Source organism: Acinetobacter sp. 231_lipA, from assembly GCF_058243005.1.
Map to the genome: position 1 here is coordinate 3,295,458 of NZ_JBZAYU010000001.1, position 26,067 is coordinate 3,321,524.

General features: G+C 38.1%; 23 protein-coding genes, 7 pseudogenes and 1 other annotated feature. Of the genes and pseudogenes, 13 read left to right on the top strand and 17 right to left on the bottom strand.

The genetic code is table 11. The features are described 5' to 3' along the window. Nucleotides 1–3: 3 nt before the first annotated feature. Both dmeF and AC4CUX_RS16175 read left to right on the top strand, forming a co-directional pair. On the top strand, nucleotides 4–972 hold the full coding sequence (dmeF, locus tag AC4CUX_RS16170) for a CDF family Co(II)/Ni(II) efflux transporter DmeF (RefSeq protein ID WP_490792557.1): 969 nt from the start codon (nucleotides 4–6) through the stop codon (nucleotides 970–972). Between the two features lie 454 nt (nucleotides 973–1,426). Next, nucleotides 1,427–3,307: a potassium transporter Kup gene (locus AC4CUX_RS16175; protein ID WP_126036492.1), complete on the top strand. Its 1,881-nt coding sequence runs from the start codon at nucleotides 1,427–1,429 to the stop codon at nucleotides 3,305–3,307. A 42-nt stretch (nucleotides 3,308–3,349) separates the two neighbouring features. Here the strand turns inward: AC4CUX_RS16175 and chrA are convergent, their stop codons facing one another. Continuing rightward, entirely contained in the window at nucleotides 3,350–4,708 is a 1,359-nt protein-coding gene (gene chrA, locus AC4CUX_RS16180) for a chromate efflux transporter (RefSeq protein WP_490792558.1), read from the bottom strand. A 2-nt stretch (nucleotides 4,709–4,710) separates the two neighbouring features. Continuing rightward, nucleotides 4,711–5,631 (bottom strand): chromate resistance protein ChrB domain-containing protein, encoded by a 921-nt coding sequence (locus AC4CUX_RS16185; RefSeq protein WP_490792559.1) that lies wholly within the window; start codon nucleotides 5,629–5,631, stop codon nucleotides 4,711–4,713. Nucleotides 5,632–5,820: 189 nt separating this feature from the next. Between AC4CUX_RS16185 and AC4CUX_RS16190 the strand changes: the two genes are divergently transcribed. The 3 genes and pseudogenes from AC4CUX_RS16190 to AC4CUX_RS16200 form a co-directional block, all read left to right on the top strand. Then, entirely contained in the window at nucleotides 5,821–6,753 is a 933-nt protein-coding gene (locus tag AC4CUX_RS16190) for an IS5 family transposase (RefSeq protein ID WP_490792560.1), read from the top strand. A 50-nt stretch (nucleotides 6,754–6,803) separates the two neighbouring features. Next, nucleotides 6,804–7,130, top strand: a pseudogene (locus AC4CUX_RS16195) (integrase core domain-containing protein); the annotation flags it as partial. Nucleotides 7,131–7,193: 63 nt separating this feature from the next. After that, a pseudogene (locus tag AC4CUX_RS16200) lies at nucleotides 7,194–7,797 on the top strand (IS5-like element ISAba31 family transposase); the annotation flags it as partial. A gap of 13 nt (nucleotides 7,798–7,810) precedes the next feature. Here the strand turns inward: AC4CUX_RS16200 and AC4CUX_RS16205 are convergent. From AC4CUX_RS16205 to AC4CUX_RS16215, 3 genes and pseudogenes are all read right to left on the bottom strand, one after another. Then, nucleotides 7,811–8,761 carry an IS481 family transposase gene (locus AC4CUX_RS16205; protein ID WP_126036498.1) on the bottom strand — a complete coding sequence of 317 codons (951 nt, stop codon included), beginning with the start codon at nucleotides 8,759–8,761 and terminating at the stop codon, nucleotides 7,811–7,813. A 200-nt stretch (nucleotides 8,762–8,961) separates the two neighbouring features. Next, nucleotides 8,962–9,282, bottom strand: coding sequence for a helix-turn-helix domain-containing protein (locus AC4CUX_RS16210; protein WP_004695717.1), 321 nt, complete (start codon nucleotides 9,280–9,282; stop codon nucleotides 8,962–8,964). A 197-nt stretch (nucleotides 9,283–9,479) separates the two neighbouring features. Beyond that, nucleotides 9,480–9,764: pseudogene (locus AC4CUX_RS16215) on the bottom strand (transposase); the annotation flags it as partial. 51 nt (nucleotides 9,765–9,815) lie between these two features. Between AC4CUX_RS16215 and AC4CUX_RS16220 the strand changes: the two are divergent. Beyond that, nucleotides 9,816–11,035, top strand: a protein-coding gene (locus AC4CUX_RS16220; protein WP_490792561.1) for an IS3 family transposase whose coding sequence is annotated in 2 segments (ribosomal slippage) — nucleotides 9,816–10,092 and nucleotides 10,092–11,035 — 1,221 coding nt in all. Because the reading frame shifts where the segments join, the coding sequence is not laid out codon by codon here. Then, nucleotides 10,091–10,207, top strand: a sequence feature (AL1L pseudoknot). Its footprint overlaps the gene before it by 117 nt. Before the next feature lies 1 nt (nucleotide 11,036). On the opposite strand, the gene AC4CUX_RS16225 is transcribed toward AC4CUX_RS16220, so the two are convergent. Then, the gene (locus AC4CUX_RS16225) at nucleotides 11,037–12,209 is read right to left on the bottom strand and encodes a site-specific integrase (RefSeq protein ID WP_490792562.1); all 1,173 of its coding nucleotides are present in this window, start codon (nucleotides 12,207–12,209) and stop codon (nucleotides 11,037–11,039) included. 248 nt (nucleotides 12,210–12,457) lie between these two features. Here AC4CUX_RS16225 and AC4CUX_RS16230 point away from each other — a divergent pair. Further along, nucleotides 12,458–13,513 (top strand): annotated as a pseudogene (locus AC4CUX_RS16230) (ISNCY family transposase); the annotation flags it as partial. A gap of 61 nt (nucleotides 13,514–13,574) precedes the next feature. Here the strand turns inward: AC4CUX_RS16230 and AC4CUX_RS16235 are convergent. Further along, nucleotides 13,575–14,707 (bottom strand): IS3 family transposase gene (locus AC4CUX_RS16235; RefSeq protein ID WP_228127453.1). Its coding sequence is split into 2 segments (ribosomal slippage): nucleotides 13,575–14,455 and nucleotides 14,455–14,707, totalling 1,134 coding nucleotides; the frame shifts between segments, so codons are not numbered across the junction. Nucleotides 14,708–14,796: 89 nt separating this feature from the next. Between AC4CUX_RS16235 and AC4CUX_RS16240 the strand changes: the two are divergent. Both AC4CUX_RS16240 and AC4CUX_RS16245 read left to right on the top strand, forming a co-directional pair. Next, nucleotides 14,797–15,078 (top strand): annotated as a pseudogene (locus AC4CUX_RS16240) (ISNCY family transposase); the annotation flags it as partial. A 139-nt stretch (nucleotides 15,079–15,217) separates the two neighbouring features. After that, nucleotides 15,218–16,308, top strand: a protein-coding gene (locus AC4CUX_RS16245) for an IS4-like element ISAba1 family transposase (protein WP_088631513.1) whose coding sequence is annotated in 2 segments (ribosomal slippage) — nucleotides 15,218–15,758 and nucleotides 15,758–16,308 — 1,092 coding nt in all. Because the reading frame shifts where the segments join, the coding sequence is not laid out codon by codon here. Between the two features lie 25 nt (nucleotides 16,309–16,333). On the opposite strand, the gene AC4CUX_RS16250 is transcribed toward AC4CUX_RS16245, so the two are convergent. After that, nucleotides 16,334–17,050 carry an OmpA family protein gene (locus AC4CUX_RS16250; RefSeq protein WP_418655282.1) on the bottom strand — a complete coding sequence of 239 codons (717 nt, stop codon included), beginning with the start codon at nucleotides 17,048–17,050 and terminating at the stop codon, nucleotides 16,334–16,336. A gap of 134 nt (nucleotides 17,051–17,184) precedes the next feature. On the opposite strand from AC4CUX_RS16250, the gene AC4CUX_RS16255 reads away from it, so the two are divergent. Beyond that, nucleotides 17,185–17,949 (top strand): IS5 family transposase, encoded by a 765-nt coding sequence (locus AC4CUX_RS16255; protein WP_078426309.1) that lies wholly within the window; start codon nucleotides 17,185–17,187, stop codon nucleotides 17,947–17,949. A 14-nt stretch (nucleotides 17,950–17,963) separates the two neighbouring features. Here the strand turns inward: AC4CUX_RS16255 and AC4CUX_RS16260 are convergent. Then, a pseudogene (locus AC4CUX_RS16260) lies at nucleotides 17,964–18,455 on the bottom strand (type VI secretion system-associated protein TagF); the annotation flags it as partial. Here AC4CUX_RS16260 and AC4CUX_RS16265 point away from each other — a divergent pair. After that, a pseudogene (locus tag AC4CUX_RS16265) lies at nucleotides 18,449–18,874 on the top strand (M15 family metallopeptidase); the annotation flags it as partial. The pseudogenes AC4CUX_RS16260 and AC4CUX_RS16265 sit on opposite strands and share 7 nt — an antisense overlap. Here the strand turns inward: AC4CUX_RS16265 and AC4CUX_RS16270 are convergent. The 8 genes from AC4CUX_RS16270 to AC4CUX_RS16305 all read right to left on the bottom strand — a co-directional run bounded on the left by AC4CUX_RS16270 (nucleotide 18,875) and on the right by AC4CUX_RS16305 (nucleotide 23,995). Then, a complete protein-coding gene (locus tag AC4CUX_RS16270) occupies nucleotides 18,875–19,648 on the bottom strand; it encodes an alpha/beta fold hydrolase (protein WP_490792563.1) in 774 nt (257 codons plus the stop codon). Between the two features lie 232 nt (nucleotides 19,649–19,880). After that, nucleotides 19,881–20,750 (bottom strand): MBL fold metallo-hydrolase, encoded by an 870-nt coding sequence (locus AC4CUX_RS16275; RefSeq protein ID WP_490792564.1) that lies wholly within the window; start codon nucleotides 20,748–20,750, stop codon nucleotides 19,881–19,883. Then, entirely contained in the window at nucleotides 20,747–21,169 is a 423-nt protein-coding gene (locus AC4CUX_RS16280) for a DUF6691 family protein (RefSeq protein ID WP_490752828.1), read from the bottom strand. Before AC4CUX_RS16280 ends, AC4CUX_RS16275 begins: the two co-directional genes overlap by 4 nt. 1 nt (nucleotide 21,170) lies before the next feature. Next, complete coding sequence (locus AC4CUX_RS16285; protein ID WP_428853719.1) at nucleotides 21,171–21,587, bottom strand: YeeE/YedE family protein; 417 nt, start codon at nucleotides 21,585–21,587, stop codon at nucleotides 21,171–21,173. Between the two features lie 473 nt (nucleotides 21,588–22,060). Further along, nucleotides 22,061–22,786, bottom strand: coding sequence for an ATPase (locus AC4CUX_RS16290; RefSeq protein WP_490753504.1), 726 nt, complete (start codon nucleotides 22,784–22,786; stop codon nucleotides 22,061–22,063). A 33-nt stretch (nucleotides 22,787–22,819) separates the two neighbouring features. Continuing rightward, complete coding sequence (locus AC4CUX_RS16295) at nucleotides 22,820–23,071, bottom strand: hypothetical protein (protein ID WP_005399418.1); 252 nt, start codon at nucleotides 23,069–23,071, stop codon at nucleotides 22,820–22,822. Nucleotides 23,072–23,206: 135 nt separating this feature from the next. Beyond that, nucleotides 23,207–23,623: a hypothetical protein gene (locus AC4CUX_RS16300; protein WP_490792565.1), complete on the bottom strand. Its 417-nt coding sequence runs from the start codon at nucleotides 23,621–23,623 to the stop codon at nucleotides 23,207–23,209. Nucleotides 23,624–23,626: 3 nt separating this feature from the next. Next, nucleotides 23,627–23,995 carry an immunity protein Imm33 domain-containing protein gene (locus tag AC4CUX_RS16305; RefSeq protein WP_004693046.1) on the bottom strand — a complete coding sequence of 123 codons (369 nt, stop codon included), beginning with the start codon at nucleotides 23,993–23,995 and terminating at the stop codon, nucleotides 23,627–23,629. A gap of 185 nt (nucleotides 23,996–24,180) precedes the next feature. Between AC4CUX_RS16305 and AC4CUX_RS16310 the strand changes: the two genes are divergently transcribed. Both AC4CUX_RS16310 and AC4CUX_RS16315 read left to right on the top strand, forming a co-directional pair. Next, nucleotides 24,181–25,125 (top strand): ABC transporter permease, encoded by a 945-nt coding sequence (locus AC4CUX_RS16310; RefSeq protein ID WP_490792566.1) that lies wholly within the window; start codon nucleotides 24,181–24,183, stop codon nucleotides 25,123–25,125. Continuing rightward, complete coding sequence (locus AC4CUX_RS16315; RefSeq protein WP_490792567.1) at nucleotides 25,125–26,021, top strand: ABC transporter ATP-binding protein; 897 nt, start codon at nucleotides 25,125–25,127, stop codon at nucleotides 26,019–26,021. The genes AC4CUX_RS16310 and AC4CUX_RS16315 overlap by 1 nt, the downstream gene beginning before the upstream one ends. Nucleotides 26,022–26,067: the final 46 nt, after the last annotated feature.

A 26,067-nucleotide genomic window follows, 5' to 3' on the forward strand; every position in this document is an offset into this window, starting at 1 on the left:
CAAATGCAATATTTAAGTAATGTAAAAAGTAACCATACCCATCAATTTGATGAGGGGAATCCTTTAGCACAAAAGAAAATTTTGATAGCAACCATTTTAACTGGCGTGATGATGGTCTTTGAAATTTTTGGGGGATGGTTTTTTAATTCAATGGCTTTGTTAGCAGATGGGTGGCATATGAGTTCACATATGCTGGCGTTAGGCTTAGCATATTTTGCGTATAGAATGGCTCGGAAATATTCACAAGATCAGCGTTTTTGCTTTGGCACTTGGAAAATTGAAATTTTAGCCGGTTACTCAAGCGCTATTCTATTGATGGTCGTTGCTGTATTTATGGGGATTCAGTCTGTTGAGCGTTTAATGAATCCAGTTAATATTCACTACAATGAAGCAATTTCAATTGCTGTAATTGGATTGATTGTAAATTTCGTATGTGCATGGTTGCTGCATGACAGTAGTCATCACCATCATCACGGTCATAAGCATGACCACCATCATCATGACCATGCTCACAATCATGATAATCATGACTTAAATCAAAAGGCTGCTTTTTTACATGTTGTGGCTGATGCAGTGACTTCTATATTGGCAATTATTGCATTGTTTGCCGGTAAGTTTTTTGGTTGGGACTTTCTGGATGCTGTATTGGGTATTGTAGGTGCCATCTTGGTCGCACACTGGTCTTGGGGATTAATTCGTGAAACAGGTAAAACCTTACTTGATGCTGAAATGGAACATCCTGTAGTTGGTGAAATTATTGAAGTCATTGAAGAATTAGATGCGCAGGCTGTTATTACTGATTTTCATGTTTGGAAGGTAGGAAAAGGTAAATTTTCTTGTATTCTTTCATTAGATTCTGATAGCAATAAGCTGACAGCCGATAGTGTCAGAAAAGGGCTCTCTATACACGAAGAAATCGTTCATGTTTCCGTAGAGATAAATCGAATAACTCAGTTTCAAGTTGCTATATAACCTACTCAAATTAAGCAGGTCAAACAACCTGCTTAATTTTTATTACGAGAAACTTATTTATATGAATTGTTCAAAATTTATTTCAATACCTTATTACCTGAAAGCACTGTTAGCATTACATCTCGCAGCTTCATTAACGAGAGTCATAAAGCTAATTCAATCGAGGTTCTGTTTGGATGAACATGCAATGACTGGGCTGCGAATAAGAAAGTCAGTATTCTGTTCATCATTTTTAGATATTTTGTTTGAGGGAAGTTATTTCTACGCTAATTCAAATGGCTGATGTTCTAGAATATATAAAGAGAGAAGTAATAATTAGTTGAATTTTCCTTTATTTTACAATTAATTGTAAAAACAATAATAAGTGAGGAAATTATGGTTTTTTAGTCTAAAGAGTAAATGTTGTTATTGTAGTGCTAGTATCGATACAATTTTTATCATGTGATTTTACTATATGCAAAATCAGGTAGCCGAAAAGGCTGGTGTCCCCATATTAACGTTAGCTGCATTAGGTGTGGTTTTTGGAGATATTGGTACGAGCCCACTTTATGCGTTAAAAGAAAGCTTCCATGCAACACATGGTATGCCTATCAATGAAATTAATATTTTGGGAATTCTCTCTTTAATATTTTGGACTATTACCCTGATTGTCTCGCTTAAATATGTCATGGTGATCATGCGAGCCGATAATAATGGTGAGGGGGGAATCATGGCATTGTTAGCTTTGAATCTTCGTCAAAAGGGGCTCTCGAATAGAACAAAAATAATTATTACTACTTTAGGATTTATTGGAGCATCTTTATTTTTTGGGGATGGAATCATCACCCCTGCAATGTCAGTGTTATCTGCGGTTGAGGGTTTGTCTATTGCTACACCTACACTTGCAAAATACATTGTCCCTATCAGTATCGGAATTTTAACAGCTTTGTTTTTAGTACAAAGGCATGGCACGGCTATAATGGGGAAGTTTTTCGGTCCTATCACTTTATTGTGGTTTTTAGCCATCGGTGGATTAGGGGGGATGAGTATTATTCAAAGCCCTTCAATTTTGGCCTTTTTGAGCCCGCATTGGGGAATTTCTTTTATCCTCACTAACCCGCTAATTTCTTTTTTTGTGATGGGGGCTGTGGTATTGACCGTGACAGGCGGTGAGGCCCTTTATGCTGACATGGGACATTTTGGTGTTGCACCAATTCGGTTCGGTTGGTTCCTTATCGTACTGCCTTGTTTAATTCTGAATTATGCAGGACAAGGTGCTCTATTACTTCGAGATCCTACTGCTATTTCTAATCCATTTTATTTATTAGTTCCGTCATTGTTACTCTATCCAATGATTGTACTTGCTACTGCTGCCGCGGTTATCGCATCACAAGCATTAATCAGTGGTGTATTTTCAATGGCAAAACAAGCAATCCAGTTAGGGTATTTACCTCGTTTAACGATACAGCATACTTCTGAATCAGAAATGGGCCAAATTTATATTCCTTTTTTAAATTGGCTTTTATTTATTTCTATTATTGCAGTTGTTCTATTGTTTAAAAGTAGTAGCAATTTAGCAGGAGCCTATGGTCTAGCTGTTACTGTGACTATGTTCTGTGACACTCTTCTGGTTGGGTTTTTAGCTTATAGTTATTGGAAATGGAAGACTTGGAAACTTATTCTATTTATTGTTCCATTCGTTGTAATTGATTTGGTACTCCTAAGTTCAAACCTATTAAAATTCTTTATTGGTGGGTGGATGCCTGTAGTGGTTGCCCTTATTGTTTTCACATTAATGATGATCTGGAAGAGAGGTAGGGGGGAGCTTCAGGCAAAACTTCAGAGCGATACACTACCTTTAGATATGTTCATTCAACATGTAGATGATTCGGTTAATAAAGTTACTGGAACTGCCGTCTTCCTCACGGGTACACCAAATGTTGTTCCCCATGCACTTTTGCATAATTTAAAGCACAATAAAATTCTGCATGAACGAAATGTATTGGTTACAGTTGATGTCCAAGATATACCGTATGTTTCTAAGGATGATAGGTTTCTTGTTGAACAGTTAGAGCTAAACTTCTTTCGGATTAAATTGAATTATGGTTTTAAAGAACAACCCAATTTACCTATAGAGCTTGAATCTGTTTTTGATGCTTATCATATTGAATTTAATCTAATGGAAATCAGCTTCTTCGTTTCACGTGAACGAATTATTTCTAAACAGAATAAGCTCTTAGATAAATGGAGAGAACAAATATTTTCGAGTATGCATAAGAATACTAGTCCTATCAGTGATTTTTACCAGATTCCATCGAATCGTGTGGTAGAGATCGGTAGTCAAATAGAAATATAAAGATATAAAAAACAGTCGAAGCTTATACTTCGACTGTTTAAATTACATAGAAAGAAAGTTAAAGCAAATTAAACCAATTAATGCTGAAGCTGCAAGGACGTACATCACTTTGAGCTGGAAATGAAATAAGCCAACCAAAGCTACAAGTGCAATTAACGCACCAACAATATCGAAAGAGCCGTTAAAACCTGTTGGCCAAAGTACATGATAAGCAAAAAATAGGGCAAGGTTAAGAATCACACCAACAACTGCGGCTGTAATAGCCGTTAACGGAGCTGTAAATTTGAGCTCATTATGTGTTGATTCGATAATTGGTGCACCAGCTAAAATAAAAACAAAGGAAAACAGGAAAGTAAACCAAGTGACTATGCTTGCTCCAATGGTGCCCGCCAAGAATAAATGATCTGAGCCTAAGAGTGCTTGATTGAATGCTCCTAAAAAGCCAACAAATGCGACCACCATAATTAAAGGGCCGGGCGTGCTTTCACCTAGAGCTAAGCCATCTATCATTTGAGTCGGACTTAACCAACCGTAATAGCTTACAGCACCCTGATAAACATAAGGCAATACTGCATAGGCACCACCAAAGGTGAGCAGGGCTGCTTTCGTAAAGAACCAAGCCATTTGGGTGTAAGTATGATCCCACCCCAGCGTTAAGCTTAGGCTCAGGATTGGAATAAACCACAGTAGACCACCAATTAGCAGAATACTGCCCAATCGTTTCCAGCTAAAGATCGCATGTTCAGGTGTAGGAGTATCATCATCAATTAAAGCACGACCATAATCTTTTTTATTCTGCTGGTGTGCGTTTCCACTAGAAAATAGGCTTGGATATTTTTTACTGGTTAGATAACCAATGATTGCGGCAGAGAGCACAATTAAAGGAAAGGGTAAGTTGAAGAAAAATATAGCAATAAATGAAAGGGCTGCAATCAGCCATAAAAATTTATTTTTAAGTGATCGACTGCCGATTCGATGTGTTGCATGAAAAACAATGGCAACAACAGCAGGTTTAATACCGTAAAAGAGCCCTGCAATAATGGCTACATCACCAAATTTTACATAAACCCATGAAAGACCAATTAAAATAAATAGTGAGGGTAGTACAAAAAGAATCCCTGCAACTAAACCACCGACGGTTCTATGCATTAACCAACCGATATAAGTTGCTAATTGTTGTGCTTCAGGACCCGGTAAGAGCATACAATAGTTCAGTGCATGCAAAAATCGCTTCTCTGAAATCCACCGCTTTTGTTCAACCAGTTCTTGGTGCATGACCGCAATTTGACCTGCGGGCCCCCCAAAACTAATGAACCCCAATTTAAGCCAGAATAGGAATGCTTGCCAAAATGAAACTGACTGTATCTCTTGTTCTGGTTGTATAACAAGTTCTTGTTCCATGATTATTCTCTTGATAGGTTGGCATATAAGCCATCGAAAATGTGATTCGATAATGCAAATAATTGGTCATCGTCACTTATCTGACTTCGAATTCCTTGAATAACTTTTTCAATACCAATCGCTTCTGGAGGCTCAATTCCTCCTACATCAAGGTAATGAACAATTTCAGCGATTTTCTTTAATGCGGGTGTTTCTAGATCAAAACTATGTAAAAGAACTTCGAAGGTCACCCAATGATTGACATGACTGAAAGTTGCATCATCAAAATCGAATCCAAATGCATCTTCGGGGCAATCAGTTGGGGTTTCTAACCAAATGAATGTTGGTGAGGTATCTATAAAAGTTTTGATTAGCCATGCAGAGGCTAGACGATCAATCCAAGGTCTTTTACGTGTTGCCCAAATTCTGTTTTGATAATTACCTTTATCCAGATGTTGAATATGAGCTTGTATAGCTTTAGGTTCATCGACTTCACCGAGACGTGCAATAGTGAGTTCCAATAAGGAAAGTTCATTAAGAACCTGTACTTGAGTCTCATCTGGATAATAGTCAATGTCTACAAGTGCATCGATGCTTTTTCTTAATTTACGAATCTGTTTGAGTAGTTCTTTCTTATCATCTTTAGTTTGACGATCTCTTATTTCCGTGAGTTGTTTATAGAGGGTTTCGTACTCTTCTTTTCGACTGAAAATAGGTGCGAGTTCAAGATTTAAAGGTGGCTCTGCGTAAAACACATAAGCAGTTCCTTGTTCAGAAACAACATCATTAGCAATAGAGGTAAACTTCTCACTATGATTAATAGGGAGTATGTAGACCCCATCTCTAAGGGTCGCGGCACCACTTGCTTTCAAAGATCGCCAGACTCTCATCCGAGTACTTGTGTTCTGTGTAGGCAGAGATGTTATGAGTAAAGAAATAGACATGTAGTATACTCAACATATTTGTAGAATATATTACTAATAAATTTTTATACTTCAAATACGAATAAATGATTTCCTATAGTAGGAAAAATATTAAGAAAATATTTATCCAGATTTCTAGGATTTATAGATGTTGAGGGCTTTGTTGCACAAACCTATCTGTAAAGGCTTTTTCAGCGATATAATTTTCAAATGAAGAAGCCTACACACAAAATCTACCGCACAACCAATTGGCCCGCATATAACCGAGCACTCATGAGTCGCGGAAATATTGCCATTTGGTTTGATCCTGCTACGCAATGGTATGCGCCATCAAAAGGCAAACAAGGGCGAAATCAAACCTACTCCGACGCAGCCATCCAATGCTGCTTAATGATTAAATCCTTATTCCGTCTGTCTTTACGTATGGTCACTGGCTTTGTGCAAAGTCTGATTAAACTTTGCGGATTAAATTGGATAGCTCCAGATTACACCACGCTTTGTAGAAGACAAAAGCATATTGATATTGTAATCAGCTACCAAAAAAGTAGCGATGGGCTGTATCTACTCATGGACTCTACAGGCATGAAGTTTCTAGGTGAGGGCGAATGGAAACGCAAGAAACATGGACCTGAATATCGTCGCCAATGGCGTAAACTTCATATTGGTATAGATGCTAAAACCCTACAAATACGAGCAGTTCAGCTTACAACCAATAATGTCAGTGATTCACAGGTGCTTGGTGATTTACTTAATCAGATTCCACAAGATGAGCAGATTAACTCTGTTTATACCGATGGAGCTTATGACACCAAGCAATGCCGTCAGGTCATTGCAGATCGGCAAGGGCATGCGGTGATTCCACCTAGAAAAAATGCGAAACAATGGAAAGATACAAAGAGTAGCTCGCTAGAGCGAAATGAATTACTTCGAACAATTAAAAGTTTAGGCAGGACACTATGGAAAAAATGGTCAGGCTATCATCGGCGAAGTTTGGTTGAAACTAAGATGCATTGCATCAAATTATTAGGAGATAAACTCAGTGCAAGGAGTTTTGATAGCCAAGTGAATGAGATCCATGCACGTGTAGCAGTCCTAAACAGATTTACGGAATTAGGTCGACCACTTACCCAAGTTACGCCTTAAATTTGGCTCAATTAGGGGCGCTTTGCATTTCAAATCTTTGTGCAACAAAGCCTATTCGAACCCTCAATCAGTTACTAGAATATCGAGAAAAACCGTTAGTGATCCGATGTGACAATGGACCTGAATTTATCAGTCATGAATTTGTACGCTGGGCAACTGAACACAGTATACGTATTGAATATATTCAACCAGGTAAGCCACAGCAGAATGCATATATTGAACGTTATAATAGAACCGTACGTTATAGCTGGCTGAGCAAACATTTATTTGATACTTTGGATGAAGTACAAGATTATGCAACAAATTGGCTGTGGCATTACAATCATGAAAGACCACATCAGGCTAACAAAGGAAAGCCACCTTTAATGGCTGCTTAACCTCTACTTTTAACTTCGGTTATTTATGGGAGGACTACCCAGATAGGTTTGTGCAACAAAGCCCATTCAAACTCTATTTTCAAACGTTTTAATCGTTGGTCAAGCAGCGGTAAGTTACTTAGATTATTCAAATTACTAGCCTCATGCCCCGATATGGAGTGGATTTTTATTGATGGCTCTCATGTACGTGCTCATCAACATTCTGCCGGCATAGCGAATCAATCTATTTCTAAAAGTGTAGGAGGAAACTCCTCAAAAATACATTTGATTGTTGATGCACATGGCAATCCTATTGATTTCATGATTACCGATGGAACCACACATGATGTTAAAGTTGCACCTGATTTAATATCAACATTAGATTTAAAAGAGACAAAAGTGGTATGCGCAGATAAAGGCTATGATTCAGAACCACTGCGTGAACAGATCAGGAAAACAGAGACTAAAGCGAATATACCCAAGAAAACGAATAGCCAATCGAACAATGACCATATGGACTGGTATTTATATAAAATCAGGCATTTAGTTGAAAATATGTTTTGTAGATTAAAGCAATTTAGAGGAATAGCTACTCGATATGACAAGTTCAAAAGAAATTATCAAAGTTCTGTTGCTTTAGCCTGTATATTTTTATGGCTACCTTTATAGGGTTAATTATGAACAGTAAATGTCAACAGACCCTACTTGTTTAGTCCCGGCATTTGATGGATCGGATCAATTTTAAAAAGTTCAGGTTCATCTGTCCACTGTTTGCAGATGAATTCGTAGGGAGTCAGGCCCCTGAGTGTTTTGAGTCTGCGACCGAAGTTGTATGCAGCAATAAAATCAGCAAGGTGAATGCATAGCTGAGTGTGATCGTCGTAATGGAACCGTTTGACAGTAGCTTCTTTAATCGTTCGGTTCATCCTCTCGACCTGTCCATTGGTCCATGGATGCTTAACCTTGGTAAGAAGATGTTCAATGCCACATTCAGTACAAACCCGATCAAAGATGTGCTCAGAGGCGTAGCGATCACAGGTGCGGTTCGTGAACTGGATGCCGTTATCTGTTAGCACCGTATGGATTCTATAGGGCACAGCCTTAACCAGATTGCGCATGAATTCCGCGGCTGCCATCTTACTGGCTTTAGTATGCAATTCAGTGAACGCAAACTTGGAAGTGCGATCAATGGCAACGAAGAGATAAAGCTTACCCTGTGCTGTTTGCATCTCAGCGATGTCGATATGAAAGTAACCAATGGGGTAGCTCTTGAAGCGCTTCCTGACAGGGCGATCACCTTGTACCTCAGGCAGTCGTGAAATACCATGCCGCTGTAAGCAGCGGTGTAACGACGAGCGTGTCAGATAAGGAATACTCGGCTGCAATGCATAAAGGCAATCGTCTAGCGGCAACAAAGTGCGTTTTCGAAAAGCAACAATTGCCGCCTCATCTTCAGGCGATAACACGCTTGAGCGAGGATTCTTTGGGCCGGTTGTAAGATCATCTACTGAAGTACGTTTCTTCCATTTTGCGACGGTTTTTTGATTGATGCCGTAACGCTTGGCTAGCGTTCTTAAGCTCTCTTGACTATTTTGTATTGCTCGACGCACTGCCTGTGTCGTTGTGGCGCTGCTGTGTAGAACTTGTCCCATAGTGCTTCCTTCCATTTATCTGAGAATATTGCACCATTAAAATCTGGGACTAAACACCTACTTAGATCTAAAAATAAAGTACAACAGAGATTAAATCGTAGGAAGGAGGCAAGATGAGCTAGCATTTTGCCTCCGCCAGACCGAAGTCAAAGTTGCATCATGAACTATACTCATCTTATTCAAGAGGAAAGATATAAGATTCAAAACTTTTGTAAGTCTTTAATAAATCGTAGAACTTCTAACTTCTGCTCATTACTTAAAGTATGACTAACTTGTATTATTTCTGCCAATAAATCGTTTTCTACATAAAAATAAGCTGTTGGTAAGTCTAAAATTTCTGCAATTTTGGAAGCCATTAAAAAATCAGGAACATGTTTTCCACGTTCATACTGATTCATACGCGCACTAGCAGAAGATTCATCAATTCCAGCCAAGATCCCTAAGCGCTCTTGTGAAAGTTTTTTTGCTTTGCGCGCTATACGTAATCGTAAGGCAAAAACATTTAAATTATGTGTTGGCATTAAACATAGGCACCCACCTTAAAACTAAGATTTTCTTAGTTTCAACTTGAGTTATTACTAAGGATTCCTTAGTATTGTGAAATCAAGAAGTCTACATTGAATTGCCCGATGGTAACTTTTGAACAAACTTGCCAGATCTGCATTGATCTCAAGTGCCTATTTTTGAACCCCTATCAATTGTTAAAGTTACGCCAATCTCAACTTTGAATAAGGCTTTCCAGCTGTAAAGGTGGATTTCCTAATCGTATATTTAAAATTACTGCAATGGTATGTGAAAGAATCTTACGCGTAATTCTATGCGTTAAATGCCATAAATCTTTAGCTCTTACTTTTTGAATGTGAAATCGTTCAGTTAATTGACCTATAACAGTCTCAATTTTTCTACGAGCATTCATGAGCCTCGCCATAGCTTCCTTAGACCTGCTATCAGTCATGTTCTTTCTATAAGGTGTTTGTAAATCAATATCTTGGTACTTAAAATAGTGAACCGTACCGGGTTTGTCGGAGAGTCAATATTCTGAGAGACTATCCCGATGACAAAATTAAAATATACCCCTGAAATCAGAGAAAGAGCGGTTCAATTATTGATTGAATCTGAAAAAGATTATCCTTCTACTTGGGCTGCAATCACAGCAATTGCGCCTAAGATTGGTTGTACTCCTGAAACACTTCGTGCCTGGCATCAAAAGCATTTAGATCAGCAAAATCCTATTAAAGTACAACAGATATCTGATCAAGAAAAAATGAAGCAAATGGAACGTGAAATTAAAGAACTGCAACGTGCTAACGAAATTCTACGTAAAGCAGCCGCTTTTTTCGCCCAGGCGGAGCTCGACCGCCCACACAAATAATGGTGGATTTTATCCATAACAATAAAGATCGATATGGTGTTGAAGCGATTTGTAGAATTTTACCGATTGCAGCTTCGACCTATTATCGGGCTTTAGATCTCGTTGATAACCCAGAACATCGAGCGAAACGTGCTCTGCATGATTTACATCATGCTGAGGAGATTAAACGTATTTGGAAAGAAAGTTCAGGTCGATATGGTGTACGTAAAGTTTGGCAACAATTGAAACGTGAGGGTTATGTTATTGCACGTTGTACAGTTGCTCGATTGATGCAAAAGCTAGATATACAAGGTGTTTGGCGTGGTAAGAACAAACAAACTACCCGCAGCCGAGATGATCAAAAACGGGCAGGTGATTTAGTGAAACGGAATTTTAGTGCTGATCGACCTGACCAATTATGGGTCAGTGACTTTACGTATATTCAAACCAATTCTGGCTGGGTCTACACCGCATTTATTATTGATGTGTTCTCACGAGCAATTGTTGGATGGAAAGTATCTACACGGATGAATACAGATATGGTGCTCGATGCACTTGAGCAAGCATTGCACGATCGAGGCATGCCAAAGAATGTGATTCATCATTCCGACAGAGGTGTGCAATATCTTTCCATTCGCTATACCAATCGTTTAGAAGCAGCAAATTTACGAGCATCAGTCGGTACGACTGGTGATTCATACGATAATGCTCTGGCTGAAACGGTGAATGGCTTATACAAAACAGAGGTGATTGAATATTTAAAAGCAGATTGGCAAGGTTTAGCAGATGTACAACTTGCCACACTAAACTGGGTAGATTGGTTCAATAAAAAGCGTGTACACAGTGCACTGGGTTATGTGTCGCCTTTTGAGTTTGAAGCAATGTACTATGATAAGATTAATCCGTTAGGTCAGGTGGCCTAACTTAAATAAAAAAGTCTCCGACAAACCCGGTACGGTTCAAAAAACTTAACATCATATAAGCCCAAGAATGTCTACATACGTGTGGAGTTAGACGTTCTATTGAATCATAAGCTGAAGTATCAAAACACTCAGGCAACAATGCTTTTAATGATAAATCTATCTGATCAAATATCTTTTTAACACTGGCATAACTTAAAGCAGAGTAGGGAGGCTTTAAAGATGTAAATAAGATTTGTGAAGGGATTTCATTTCGGATTTCATTCATATAAATTTGAAGGATTCTATAGTCTCGTTCCTGTAGTTTTATTACTCGGTACGAATATTCATTTTTGATTTTTGGCTTTTTTGATCGATCATCAAACTCATCATCTGTATTTGTAATAATTAAGCTAAAATTATGATTCTGAATTGATTTTTTAATAGAATTAGTTGTTAGTAGCATAAGTTCACCAATTCTAAGACCATAGTTAAGCATGAGATGTATGATCAGAAAATTTCTGAGTTGCACACTTTTAGATATAAAAGGATTTAATTCATTGTATTTATTAGCGTTGCTCGGTGAAATAATTGAATACAATCCTTTAATCATTTCCTGATTCATGCTCTTAAAATTATGATTTATCTCACTTTTAATTGTTTTATTGGCTTTTGAAAAGTTATTTATAATTTTTTTCTTTATTGTCATATATTTATTCAAGTTTTCTTTAATTTTTTGAATTTCTTTTAACGTGAGTTGTGGTCGTGATTGGATGCTTAAGTATTCATCAATCAAAAAGTTGTAAAACTTTAGAAAGGATCTAATTCTATGGCCAATTGTAGTGTAGTTAGTATGTTCTTTATTTCTTAATCTTATGAGATTACTGTCAATTTTTTTGTTGTTTTCTAAATAGATAATGAAATTATCAATTTCACTTTGAATGATTTCAAAGTTGTATGACGACGAATAAAAAGATTCACAAAAGGACGTGGCAAACTTTTCAAACCAAAATTCATACCAAAATTTTATTGCGATTAAATCTGCATGCTGCGTAGAAATACTTTGAAATCTAAGAAATTTCATGGTGTACAGCATAGGGTACAAACATGGACAAGATGAATCCAAATCAAATAAAAGAATAATTTGATTTTCGTTTGAGAATTTCTTTTCCAAATGAATTGTTTTTAAAGCAAACATAGTAAAGTTTATGAAGTATTATTAATGTCAACATATCATATTTTATGATTGAAATAGAAATTAGTTAAGTTATTGAATTTTAGTTTAAGAAAGAAGGATATGAAGTTATTGTTAGGTGTATCGGATTTAACATAATATACATTATACGTAATATAATGTTAAAACCCATTTAAAGTGTCTATATTCTCACCAATAAAAATGTCTAGTTTATGATGGTTTTTATCATCATGGACTGGATATAAATATAGATGCTAATCACTATGTCTAATAAAGAAATTCAACGTCTTGCAGTCCTGCAAGACGTTCGAGATCATCGTATTACCCAAGTCCGTGCTGCTGAAATTCTGAACCTATCAACTCGTCAAATTACCCGACTATTGCAGAAGCTCAATCAAGATGGTGTTTCAGCTATGGCCCATGCTAGTCGTGGTCAAGCTGGTCATCATCGCCATGATGAATTGGTCAAATCACAATGTCTTTCCATTATTTCTGAACATCTGCTGGGCTTTGGTCCCACCTTAGCGCATGAGAAGCTCAGCAGTATGTTTAACCTGACTATCCCAGTAGAAACGATTCGGCGTTGGATGACGGCTAATGAGCTATGGATTCCACGCTCCAAACGCCTGAAACGTCCATATCAACCGCGCTATAACCGTGATTGTCTCGGTGAGTTGATTCAAATTGATGGCTCATATCATGACTGGTTTGAAGGTCGGGCTGCTAAATGCTGCTTGCTGGTTTATATCGATGATGCGACGGGCAAGCTGTTACATCTGCGCTTCTGTCAGGCTGAAACGACCTTTGACTATATGCTTTCAACCCGAGCCTATATTGAACAATACGGCAAGCCTTTGGCCTTTTATAGCGACAAACATTCAGTATTTAGGGTGAATCAAAGTAGTACACAACAAACGAAGGTGACTCAGTTTGGTCGAATTCTGAATGAGTTAAATATTGATATTATCTTCGCCAACTCCCCACAGGCCAAGGGTCGCGTAGAACGCGCCAATAGAACGCTTCAGGATCGTCTGATTAAAGAGATGCGCCTTGAAGGTATCAATAGCATTGCAGAAGCCAATACATGGCTGCCCTGCTTTATTGAGCAGTTCAATCAGAAGTTTGCCAAGTGTGCGAGAAATCCGAAGAATTTACATAGGCCCTTAACGGAATCTAATCTTGAACTAGATGATATTTTTACCTGGCAAGAACCACGTAAAGTGACGAAGAGCCTAACGATTAGCTATGACAAATGTATTTACCTACTTGAGCCGACAGAATTAAATCAAACGCTCATAGGACAGCACAGAGGTGGTCCCACATGTTTGAACAACTAAAAGCTTATTTATAAGTGATACTCTGCTCTAGTTAAGCTACCTTATTTTGTTGTGGTAGCTGGTCATAGTAAAACTCATCTGGAGTCATTTTGTCCAGACTCGAATGAGGTCGTTTCAAATTATAAAATTCAAAATATGCGTTTAATTGCTTCTTCGCATCCAAAACATTGCTGTAGGCTTTGAGATACACCTCTTCATATTTAACGCTCCGCCATAATCGTTCAACCATCACATTATCAACCCATCGACCTTTACCATCCATACTGATTTGAATGCCATTTGATTTCAATACATCAATAAATGCATCACTGGTAAACTGACTGCCTTGGTCTGTATTAAATATTTCAGGTCGACCATATTTTTCAATAGCTTCATTTAATGTTTCTATGCAAAATGTAACCTCCATACTAATCGATACTCTATGCGCAAGTACCTTGCGGCTATGCCAATCAATCACAGCACATAAATAAACAAAGCCTTTTGCCATAGGGATATACGTTATATCCGTAGACCACACTTGATTACTGCGCTGAATAGCCAATCCTTTGAGCAGATATGGATATTTACGGTGAGCTTGATTGGCCTGACTTAGATTTGGTTTACGATATAACGCATTAATGCCCATTTTCTTCATTAAAGTACGTGTATGACGTCGTCCTATATGATGTCCTTGACGATTCAACAAATCACGCATCATACGGCTACCTGCAAAAGGGTATTGCATATGTAACTCATCCATACAGCGCATCAGCTTCAGATCTGATTCACTCACAGGTTTTGGGCGATAGTAATAACAACCACGGGAGACTTTCAGCAGCTTAGCTTGCTTAGATACTGAAATCTGAAGTGAGTCATCGATTAACTTTTGTGGTTGAAGCGGCCCAGTTTCTTCAACACACCTTCTAAAAAATCAATTTCTAATGCCTGCTCACCGATTTTTGCATGTAGTTTTTTTAGATCGATGGGTGGTTCTGTTGGAGCTTTTGATTGATCGAAAGCTTGCGAGGAAGCTGAAATCAGTTGATTTTTCCAGTCGATAATTTGGTTTTGATGAACATCAAATTCAGCACTCAATTCAGCAAGTGTTTTTTCTGCTTTAATCGCAGCAAGTGCTACCTTAGCTTTAAAATCATTTGAATGATTTCTTCTTGGTCTACGTGCCATAAAATACTCCATATATTGATGTTTATAACATCATTTGGGGAGCAAAATATCACTTATAAGTGTTGTTCAAATTTCCTGATCCACCTCTGCACATTGCATTCTTGGAATACCCAGATGGGACTGTGGCCATGATGCATAAGGGACGAAAGCTTAACTACAGCATCTTCAATAAACTGCTTGGATTACAACAAAATGAAGTGGTGGAGAATAAAAGATTAGGTTCAGTTCTAGCCCATATTCAGCAACAGCATGAAGAACTGGATAAGCAAAACAAACGCTCTAGATCCAAGAAAAGTATGCCGAGTCGTAAAGCTCAGAAAGCCATTATTGAACAAAGAAAGTTAAATCCTGTGCTTGACTCTTGTGGTTAAAAACAGGACATTTTAAATGGTTTATCGCATAGACATTTTAATTGGTGAATAACAATAATAAATTATTTCTCTGTACACGACAAAAATAGATAACTCATTGAAATAATGTCATAATAATTGTTTTCTAACGACGAATACTATGACACATCTCAATGAGTTATATCTTATCTTAAACAAATATCTAAAATGGAACAAGTCACATTTAAAGTGCTTTGCGCTCATCATGCTTGTGATTATTTTAAAGCAAACATGTAATCTTTCTTCTGCATCTAAAGCCTTGCCCATCAAGTGCTTACCACAATCATTTTATCGACGTATGCAGCGCTTCTTTGCAGGTCAGTATTTTGATTATCGTCAAATTTCTCAGTTGATTTTCAATATGTTTTCATTCGACCAAGTGCAACTGACTTTAGATAGAACCAATTGGAAATGGGGAAAACGAAATATTAATATCCTGATGCTCGCAATCGTTTATCGTGGAATAGCGATACCTATCCTTTGGACATTGCTTAATAAACGTGGAAATTCAGATACGAAAGAGCGCATTGCTTTGATTCAACGCTTTATAGCCATTTTTGGTAAAGACCGTATTGTGAATGTGTTCGCAGACAGAGAGTTTATCGGTGAGCAGTGGTTTACATGGTTAATTGAACAAGACATCAACTTCTGCATTCGTGTTAAAAAAACTTCATTGTCACCAATCATTTAGGAAAGAATCATAAAATTAGTGATTTATTTCGCCATCTTAAAGTTGGTCAAATTGAATGTCGTAAACGACGGATTTTGGTTGGTCGGGTGAAACTATATATAAGTGCACTACAGTTAGAAAATGGAGAGCTTTTACTCGTCGTTTCTCCTCAGTTTAATGCCAATGCTATTCAGGATTATGCATTACGCTGGGAAATTGAAACCTTATTCAGTTGTCTCAAAGGACGCGGGTTTAATCTTGAAAATACGCGCTTGACAGACCCTAGACGAGTGAAAAAATTGATTGCGGTGTTAGCTATAAGCTTCTGTTGGTGTTACTTAACGGGTGAATGGCAACATGATCAAAAAAAAGTGATAAAAATAAAGAAGCATGGACGACTCTCAATGAGTTTATTTCGCTATGGTTTAGACTATGTTCAAATGGCGATTCAGCGTTTAATTGGTTTTGGGAAAAAAGAAGAGTTTAAGGAAATTTTGGCAATTTTAAGAAGGCAGAACCCTGATAGGATAAGGGTTCTGTGAAATTTGTCGTGTACAGAGAAATAATTTATATCACATCAAATTCAATTCGACGGTTTTTCTTACGGCCATCTGCAGTCGCATTATCAGCAACAGGTTTGTTTGAGCCCAATCCTTCAACACTTAAGCGTTCTGCTGCAATACTTTTATTGATCAAATAATTTTTCACAGCTACAGCACGTTCTTTACTTAAAGCAAGATTCTTTGCGACGTCACCTGAACTATCTGTATGTCCGATAATTTTGACCTTTTTCCCTCCAACCTTATTTAGCGCCACCGCCATTTCATCTAAGATCTGAGTCCCACTCACAGCCAAAACTGCACTGCCAGATTCAAATTCTATAATTCTGTTTTTAAGCGCTTCATCTATGATTTGCTGTTCAGCCTGATTGACAGAAAGCTGCGCATTCAAGCGATATGGTGGCGTTACTAAACTTTGGAATAAGTTTGTTGTTGGCTGAACTTCATTTGAACTCGATATTTTTCCATTAAGTTCCATTTGCGTACCACGTACAGAAAGTTTACCTTGGTAAACTTTTTTTAACTCTGGAACCACCATATTCGCAACAGATTCACTCCAACCATTTGGAGCGCTAACTGCTTTAACCTTTATTTTATCAATCACTTGGTCAGCGCCATAAACACTATACATCTTGTTTAAAATGATTTGCTTACTGGCATCATTTGGAACAACACCTTCAACAATAATCGGTTCAGCCCAGACATTCACGCTCAAAACCAACATTAAAGTCAGCAGCCATTTATTCGACTTAAATCTATGATTTATTTTCATATTTTACTAGGGTCTGTTGACATTTACTGTTCAAAAAAATAGCGAGAAAGTAAAATTTAATCGCCAAACTAAATTTACTTCTCGCTATGCCTCGTACAATGCTGAATGATCAACACTGGTCTAAGTTACTTTCTATTTTCCGAAATTTTGATATCTATTTCAAATCTAATTTGAGAAATTTTGTCGAAGCAATACTTTATAGAATAAGAACAGGCTGCCCATGGCGTGATTTGCCTAAAGAATTTGGTTCGTATAACTCAATCTTTAAAAAATATAATCGTTGGTGTAAAAATGATAAGTTAATGAAAATATTTAAATTAATTTCTTCAAATGCTGATATGGAATGGGTTTTTATTGATGCTAGTCATGTTCGGGCACACCAACATTCTGCTGGAATAAAAGATCAGGATATTTCTAAAAGCATTGGTGGAAATAGTTCTAAAATACACTTAGCTGTTGATGCGGATGGCAATCCAATCGAAATTATTATCTCCGATGGAACGATACATGATGTCAAGATTGCTCCCAAAATGATTGAAAAACTTGATTTGAGTGAAACGGAAGTATGTTGTGCAGACAAAGGATATGACTCTGAATCATTAAGAGAACAAATATCTGTGAAAAAAACTAAAGCGAATATTCCAAGAAAATCAAATACTCAGTCAAATAATGATCATATGGATTGGTATTTATATAAAATCAGACACTTAGTTGAGAATGCATTTTGTAGGTTAAAGCAGTTCAGAGGAATAGCAACACGATATGATAAGCTAAAGTGTAGCTATGAGGGGGCAGTTGCATTAGCTTGTATATTTATTTGGCTACCTTTATCGGGTAAATTCTATACTTGAAATGTCAACAGACCCTAATCTATAAAAGTTTTTTTAAAAAGTTTCACAGCTTGTATTAAGCTCAATTGCCGCTCACACAAAGCTTGCTCCAGAGTTGCCAAACCGGCATTTTGCTCTAAATATGCATCAATCCAATTGGCTTGAACCAATGAAACCCAGTGATCTGAATCTAACTTTTGCGTGAAAATTTCACTTAAGGTCATAATATCTGCCCCTTGAAAGCCAAAAAGCAGTACAGGTTTTTCGCTATGTAAAATCCCTATCAGAAGCTCAGCATTTTGATTTTGAATAAAAAAACTAATTAGATTGACCCAAAAAGCTGCAATTTCATAGCAGTAGCTAGAGTTATTAATAGGTAAAATCAACACCTTAGTTAAGCGACTAGTACCATATTGAATAACGGGTTGTAACAATAACCCGAGTCCAATCATGCTTTGTGCAAGCTCGTAACTGCTCATTCTCAGTAATTGAGCAAATGAATGTATCGTATGGTGTTCATAAAATGAACCCACGCTATAAACAACGTTTACTGATGGTATTTAAAATAATGCGTGAGCAGCATGGATATGAACTGGTTTTACTGGAAGGCTATCGTAGCCCGCAGCGTCAAAATTCTTTAGCCAGCAATAAAAATACGACTTTGGCGCGTGGTTACCAAAGTTACCACCAATTTGGATTGGCGGCGGATGTCGCATTTAAGCGGGATGGAAAAGTCGTTATTTCTGAACGAGATCCATGGGCGATGCGTGGCTATCAGCTCTATGGTGAAGTTGCAGAATCTGTAGGTTTAACTTGGGGCGGGCGTTGGAAGTCGATCCAAGACTATGGCCATACCGAATTTCGAATGCCTAATTTAAAGAAAACTGCGGAAATGGCTGAAAAGCTGACCTCTGAAGGACAACTTTCAGCTGCGAATTTGAGTTAATCAGGTTGAAGGCTGACTCAAATATTGAGTGATGATTTGCAAAACTTGCGCAGTTTTCTCTGCATGTAACCAGTGTCCAGCATCTGCCACCGTCTGAATCTGGGCTTGAGAAAACTGCGATTGGATAGCTTCTATATATTCTGGCTTTGCTACATAAGGTGAGTTTCCACCACGTATAAACAATGCAGACTTATGCCATGTTTCTATATTTTCCCATGACAGAATTTGGGCATAGTTCTGATACAGTGCATCTACATTAAACAACCACTTCCCTTTGCTAAAAGATTTCAAGAGAAACTGAATCACCATTTCTTCTTTGAGATATTCACGCATGATTTCTATGGCTTGTTGACGTGTTTCAATATCTGCTTTTTGTACTGCAATGAGCGCTTTAAAAATTTGCTCATGATGATTTTCTTTATAAGCAATAGGCGCAATATCCAATACCACCAGTTGATCTAGTCGATCTCCTGCGAGTTCGGTCACTTTCATCACCAGTTTTCCACCCATCGAATGCCCGATCAAAGAAAAGTGCTCAATATTGAGTTCATTTAAAGTTTCAATTAGATCGGCTGCCATGACCTTATAATTCATAACATTGGAATGTGACGATAACCCATGATTACGTACATCTACCTGTAATACATGGTGGCTTGAATAAAACTCCCGAGCCAACATACCTAAATTACTTAAACTGCCAAATAAACCATGAACAAAGACCAGTGTTTTTGCAGTTGACTGCTCATTTTGATGAAATTGATGATTTAGGATCATATGAAACTTACTTTATTTGATTGCTATAGATATTGAATTTTTAATGGAAATAAATCAAATGACTTTTTATATTAAGCTCAATTTTGCTTAGGCTATTTTGAGTGAGATATTTGCTTAGGCTAAATTTAAAGGTATGATGTACATGTCTGTTTAATATCAGATTAGATTTTTGAATCAGATTTTAAGCAAGTGAAAAGATGCCGAATGCCTTAAGTCTTGCTACTTTTCTATTTTAAAAATAATTCAGCGGAATTTTTAAGTAAGAAATATCATTGTCTTCTGGTTGAGGGAACTTGCCTGCAAACATATTGATTTGAATCGCTGGCAATATCAATTTTGGCATACTTAAAGTTGCATCACGGCGGTTTCGCATTTCGACAAAATCGGCTTTTTCCGTTGTAGTATTGATATGAATGTTTTTATGCTTTTGCGAATAAACCGATGTTTCATATTGGTATTGATCACGACTTTCGGGTAAGTAGTCATGGCATAAGAACATCCGCATTTGATCTGGCAATGTATACAAAGTCTTCACTGAGTCAAATAAAACCGCCGCACTCCCCTTTGGAAAATCACAACGTGCCGTCCCATAGTCAGGCATAAACAACGTGTCTCCCACGAAAACAGCATCACCAATGACATAACTGAGACACGCAGGTGTATGCCCTGGTGTCGGAATATTAAATGCTTTTATGTTGCCTACCAAAAAAGTCTCGTGATCTGCAAAAAGGTAATCAAATGACTGCTTGGCATTTAAACTCTTAATATCTAAGTGATAAATCTCACCAAAAGTTTGTTGTACGGTCTCAATCTTATGACTAATTGCAATTTTTCCACCTAGTTTTTGCTTTAAATACTGTGCAGCACTTAGATGATCTGCATGAACATGTGTTTCTAAAATCCAGTCTACGCTTAGGCTATTTTCTTGAATATAAGTAATGATTAAATCGGCCTGCTCTGTTTTGGTCGTTGCCGATGCTGCATTATAGTCCAACACACTATCAATCACGGCGCAGCGCTGAGTGTCTGGATCGCTCACTACATAACTAAACGTATTGGTCTGTGTATCAAAAAATGCTTTTACTTGAGCAATTTGCATCATGGCATTTTCTCCATTACTTTACGATGTAGCAGTACACCAACGAACATCGCAATTATAAAATAGATCGCTTGATAATAGCCCAGTCCAATCAAAGTAAAGCTCGGCGCAGGACAAATTCCCGCAATTCCCCAGCCTATACCAAATAGCAGACTTCCGAAGATCAGTTTTCTGTCGATTTTCGTATTTTTAGGAAGCTGTATAACTTCACCATAAACCGTTTTTGAATCTGGCTGACGTACAGCTTTTTGAAAAGGAATAAATGCAACCGCAATTGCACCCATCATCACAAAAGCTAAACTGGCATCCCAGTGCCCAAAAATATCTAAAAAGCCAATCACCTTCGCAGGATTCGACATTCCTGAAAGCATGAGCCCAATTGAAAATAATCCACCCCAAATGAATGCCCAAACATTTTTCATTTTAGATTGCTCCAAGCATATGACGGACAACATACACAGTAATAAAGCCTGCGAACATAAAACTCATTGTAGCGATGATTGAACGTTTGGATAAACGACTGATACCACAAATACCATGCCCGCTGGTACATCCAGAACCTAATCGCGTTCCAAAGCCTACCAACACACCCGCAATAATTAACATGAAAGGTGTCGCTTCCATATGAATATTAGGCTGAAAAAAAGCTGCGTATATAAACGGAACAACGAACAAGCCCAATAAAAACCATAGTGCAGATGTATTTATAATCCCTTTTAAGCTTACAACTTGAGAGACCAGACCACTGATTCCTGCAATTCGTCCATTGGTATATAAATATCCAACGGCGGAGATGCCGAGTAATATTCCACCTATAAAAGACCACGCAAAATCATGCATTGGCAATCGCTCTAAAACAATATATGTTTTTATAATATAATAAATTAAAAAATAATCAAGCGTCCTTTGTATCTACCGATGCTATGCACGTCTATGACCACTGTTTACGAGCCCTTGCATCTAGGTTTAGATATTTGAATGGGCACTACCTGTTCGTTTTCGAAGCTCTTAGTCTTTTAGATAACACATTAAAGTATTTCTTTTACATAGTTATTCTTCACAATCATGCAAAAAGCTTGAATATATCCCCGATGGATTTTGTATTCAGCCCTTTTTTAGATTAGATATACTTAACTTATCTCGTTTTATTTCATTATAGTTTTTATTTAAAGATACTGAATAGTGTTATGGGGACATCTCTACATCATGAGTATTATTATAGGTTTATAAAACACATCCACGACTTTTGAATATGTTTTTATGCAGGTAGACACATGAAAAATGATGAAATAATCGGCTTTTTTCTGAGCAGTTTATTGGAATTCTGATAGTACGCGTTCTGCAAACCATCTTGGGAGCTTAGACACGGCGGCATTCATTTTTAAGGTTTCAGCTGCTTCTATTTCTGCAAGAAAAGACGCTTGAATACCGTCAGAAGAGTTATCAAACAAGTAGGCGCGATCGCAGCACTCTATGGCTTGCATGAGCAGATCCATACTACGGTAATAACGTTCAATAATTTTCTGCTCAGGAACAGGATGGCCGCCCACACTGACCCGATACTTGACCCGAGCAATATTAATTTGTGGATCGACTGTTGAGACATAATATAGATAGGTTTTATAACCCTGACGTTTCGCTTCTCGGAGAAACTCAACTTTAGAGATATGTGACATTACCGTCTCAAAAGTAAAACTGACTTTTAAGCGCAGAAACTCAAGCCGAATATAATCAATAATGCGTGCACAGAGATAAGAATCGACTTCATTGGTTTTAAACTCGATCTTCCATTCATCTAGTACCATCGGCTCATGCGTAAGTAAGGCCACGAACTGTCCCGCTTTAGGACGCTTCTTACTTTTTAAAAAAGTGACCAACTCTAAAGCTTTTAAGGAAGGATGATAATGCAATAAATCAAGGCGTTGACTCTGTCTTAAGTTTTGTTCCAGTTCATCTGCATTTAAATATGCCCCAATATGTTGGGGCAAAAGATAATCTTTAACAGTGCTTTTACCAGAACCATTCGGCCCTGCAAACATTCTTATTCTAGGTTGTCGAGGTGGCATATCAATCTATACGGTTGCGTGTTTCTTTTTACGTGTCAGTGTCGGTAAAACGCCTACATCGACATAAGCACTGCTTAAGTCTTGTAAAACAGTTTCATTGCCATGAATATCGCGTTCAACCAACTGTTCAGCTTTTGCATAAACCACAGACGAACGAGTGGTTGCTTTTTGAAAAGCATCATGAAAAGCATGAATGGCAAGTTTAGGAATCATATCATCCTCATATTTGCCTACTTTAATGTCGGTATAAGCTGCCATACACCAACTCCTACTCAAACGATGGTTGATTTTTATTTATCTTAACACAATCGAGGACATTGTCTATTTCTACAGCATCCTGAAACAATAAATTAGATCTTAAGGCCTACTCTAAATCCGTACTGTCTTATTGGGTTACTTTACTTTTACTCGTTTCGTATCTTCAACTTTTAAAGCTTTCGCAGTTGGACAGAAGGCACTTTCATTCATCCCGGCATCGGTCAGGCTTTTTTCTTGCTGATCAAGATAACGGTTGGCCACCATCAACATCACTGAAACGGTACTTAATTCAATATTGGCCTTGGATAGCGCTGCAATTTGATGATATGCATCCATACGCTGACAAAATGCAGTTTTCATTTCTGTTGCTGTCGCTGGATTATCTTTTGCATCTAAAACGGTTTTGGTTGAATTCACAGTTGCTGTATATTCTGCCATCTTCTGATCATACTGCGCCTGAGTTAGCTTCGTTGTTTCTGCATAACTCAGGGCTGATAGAAACGATGATAAAAATAACGAAAGACTAAGCAACGTCCATGTCTGTTTTTTCATGTATTAAGACTCATCGCCTTCTTTCCATACATCTTCATAGTCATCGCCATCAATCATAAAACGATAACCTTCACTTAAAGCCAAGTATGGAAGTACGTCAGGCAAGATATCTTGTAACTCACGTACAGTCATGGTTGTAAAAAAGTCTTGTCCTTCACCCAATTCACCACCATAAATAAACCAAGCGACATTCTCTTCAGTTTCTGGCTTTTTACGTAAACCGACAATGGGTTCTTGATTCAAAGTATGCACAGCAACAGCAACGACATCATCACCTTTTACTTCAACATAAGCCGAGTCAAATTCTTCACACAGTAGTTTCTGTTCTGCAATCAATTCATTCAATGCAGATTGTTGTGACTTTTGTGCCATGCGATGCTGCCCCTTTTGAGCGTCAATCTATCGATAGCGCATTTTAAAACATATTTAGGTCAAAGGCTGTTTTTATTTAAACAATTAGCACATAGGTGAACACTCAATAGCACTACAAATTTGGCATTCATTTTGCTTAACAGTATTACGTTTTATAAAAAAAGTAATATCGGGGCTAAGCAACTATGGGTTATGTCGCACGAGAACTCAGTCCTCAAAGCAAAATATTGCTGGGCTTTGGATCATTTCTAATACCAATCCTCATTTGGTGTGCTGTGAGTTATTTGCCCTTTATTTGGCACCCTCAGGTACAAATCACCAACTCTGGCAGTGTCTCTTTTTTACAAGTCGGTAGCCGTGTAGACAAAAGTGTTTTCTATACAGAAGCGCAAAATGCCGTCAATACAAGCACTGAACCGCCACAAGGTAATTTGGTCAATCCCATTTATTTACCAGCACCCCACCAAGTTGCGACAGCCTTAGTGACGGCATTTACCACACCACCAGCTCAGGCCGATGCACCATGGTTTCATCAAAGTCTTTGGCACAGTATCAAGATTGTATTTAGTGCTTTCTTTATTGCATCACTCGTTGGTATTCCATTGGGGATTTTATGTGGTTTTTCCAACAAAATTTCCCAGCTCACTGAACCCTTTGTTGAGTTCTTTCGCTACTTACCTGCGCCTGCCTTTGGTGCACTGGCTGTTGCAATATTAGGCATTAATGATGCACCAAAAATTGCCATCATCGTGATTGGGACGCTGTTTCAGCAAATTCTGATTATTGCCAATACTACGCGTATGGTGGACCGCGGGCTGATTGAAGCGGGTTATACCCTAGGGACGAATAAAGTAAAAAGTCTGTTTCACGTGGTCATTCCAGCGGCGTTACCCGATATTTACCGTGATTTACGTGTTTTGCTGGGCTGGGCTTGGACCTACTTGATTGTCTCTGAGTTGATTGGCACCACCACAGGGATCACTTGGTTTATTACCCAGCAAGCACGCTACCAGAACTTTGACAATGTCTATGCTGCGATTTTAATTATTGGGGTGATTGGCTTGGTCTGTGATGTGATTTTAATGAAACTCGGACAACATCTGTTTAAATGGAAAGCGGGAGCAAAATAATGATAACTACAGATATAAAAGCAACGGAGTTCAATTCTCGTCAATATTTTGATCACATTTATCAACGTCCTGTCATTTTAGAGGCCAAACAACTTAGTCAAGTTTTTCAGCATGGTAAAAACTCACGCACGATTTTAAATCAGCTCGATTTGAAAATTCATAAGCGGGAGTTTATTTGTGTGATTGGGCCATCTGGTTGTGGAAAATCGACCTTTAGTCGTGTTGTTGCGGGTCTAGACCCTTATAGCAGTGGTGAGTTGCTAGTAGATGGACAACCCATTTCAGGCCCTAGTCCAGAGCGAGGTATGGTGTTTCAAGGCTATACCTTATTTCCTTGGAAATCGGTTAAAGAAAATGTGATGTTTGGTCCACTGATGAAAGGTGCAAGTCATGCCTCAGCCGAAGCGGCTGCACGAGAGTGGATCAATATTATTGGCTTAGAGAAGTATGAAAACCAATATCCACATCAACTGTCTGGCGGGATGAAGCAACGTGTTGCGATTGCTCGTGCTTTAGTCAATGAACCGAAAATTTTACTGATGGATGAACCTTTCGGTGCGCTTGACCCGCATACCCGTCAGAAAATGCAAAAACACCTAATGGACCTATGGCAAAACATTGATATCACCATCATCTTTGTAACCCATGATATGGATGAGGCTATTTTACTGGCTGATCGTATCGTCGCGCTTAAAGCCAATCCTGGGGAAATTAAAGAAATTATTGAAGTGGATTTACCCCGTCCACGAAGCGCTGAACTGATGTCCAGCCCTGCCTTTAAGCAACTTCGAGAGCGAGTCGATTTCTTAGTACATGCACAAGAAGAAGAAATTGACCCAGCACTGGAGGATTTACCCAAAATCCCACGTATGACCCAAGTCAGTACACACAAGTAACTCATTGATCTAGCCTGAGGGACGACCCTTAGGCTTTATGCACTGT

Excerpts from the sequence above, each read along its gene's own strand:
- AC4CUX_RS16190 (WP_490792560.1), top strand. The coding sequence starts at position 5,821 with ATGAAGAAGCCTACACACAAAATCTACCGCACAACCAATTGGCCCGCA.
- chrA (WP_490792558.1), bottom strand. The coding sequence starts at position 4,708 with ATGGAACAAGAACTTGTTATACAACCAGAACAAGAGATACAGTCAGTT.
- AC4CUX_RS16295 (WP_005399418.1), bottom strand. The coding sequence starts at position 23,071 with ATGGCAGCTTATACCGACATTAAAGTAGGCAAATATGAGGATGATATG.
- AC4CUX_RS16250 (WP_418655282.1), bottom strand. The coding sequence starts at position 17,050 with ATGTTGGTTTTGAGCGTGAATGTCTGGGCTGAACCGATTATTGTTGAA.
- AC4CUX_RS16185 (WP_490792559.1), bottom strand. The coding sequence starts at position 5,631 with ATGTCTATTTCTTTACTCATAACATCTCTGCCTACACAGAACACAAGT.
- AC4CUX_RS16290 (WP_490753504.1), bottom strand. The coding sequence starts at position 22,786 with ATGTTTGCAGGGCCGAATGGTTCTGGTAAAAGCACTGTTAAAGATTAT.
- AC4CUX_RS16205 (WP_126036498.1), bottom strand. The coding sequence starts at position 8,761 with ATGGGACAAGTTCTACACAGCAGCGCCACAACGACACAGGCAGTGCGT.
- AC4CUX_RS16300 (WP_490792565.1), bottom strand. The coding sequence starts at position 23,623 with ATGAAAAAACAGACATGGACGTTGCTTAGTCTTTCGTTATTTTTATCA.
- AC4CUX_RS16255 (WP_078426309.1), top strand. The coding sequence starts at position 17,185 with ATGCCTCGTACAATGCTGAATGATCAACACTGGTCTAAGTTACTTTCT.
- AC4CUX_RS16275 (WP_490792564.1), bottom strand. The coding sequence starts at position 20,750 with ATGATGCAAATTGCTCAAGTAAAAGCATTTTTTGATACACAGACCAAT.
- AC4CUX_RS16310 (WP_490792566.1), top strand. The coding sequence starts at position 24,181 with ATGGGTTATGTCGCACGAGAACTCAGTCCTCAAAGCAAAATATTGCTG.
- AC4CUX_RS16315 (WP_490792567.1), top strand. The coding sequence starts at position 25,125 with ATGATAACTACAGATATAAAAGCAACGGAGTTCAATTCTCGTCAATAT.
- dmeF (WP_490792557.1), top strand. The coding sequence starts at position 4 with ATGCAATATTTAAGTAATGTAAAAAGTAACCATACCCATCAATTTGAT.
- AC4CUX_RS16270 (WP_490792563.1), bottom strand. The coding sequence starts at position 19,648 with ATGATCCTAAATCATCAATTTCATCAAAATGAGCAGTCAACTGCAAAA.
- AC4CUX_RS16305 (WP_004693046.1), bottom strand. The coding sequence starts at position 23,995 with ATGGCACAAAAGTCACAACAATCTGCATTGAATGAATTGATTGCAGAA.
- AC4CUX_RS16175 (WP_126036492.1), top strand. The coding sequence starts at position 1,427 with ATGCAAAATCAGGTAGCCGAAAAGGCTGGTGTCCCCATATTAACGTTA.
- AC4CUX_RS16210 (WP_004695717.1), bottom strand. The coding sequence starts at position 9,282 with ATGCCAACACATAATTTAAATGTTTTTGCCTTACGATTACGTATAGCG.
- AC4CUX_RS16280 (WP_490752828.1), bottom strand. The coding sequence starts at position 21,169 with ATGAAAAATGTTTGGGCATTCATTTGGGGTGGATTATTTTCAATTGGG.
- AC4CUX_RS16285 (WP_428853719.1), bottom strand. The coding sequence starts at position 21,587 with ATGCATGATTTTGCGTGGTCTTTTATAGGTGGAATATTACTCGGCATC.
- AC4CUX_RS16225 (WP_490792562.1), bottom strand. The coding sequence starts at position 12,209 with ATGTTTGCTTTAAAAACAATTCATTTGGAAAAGAAATTCTCAAACGAA.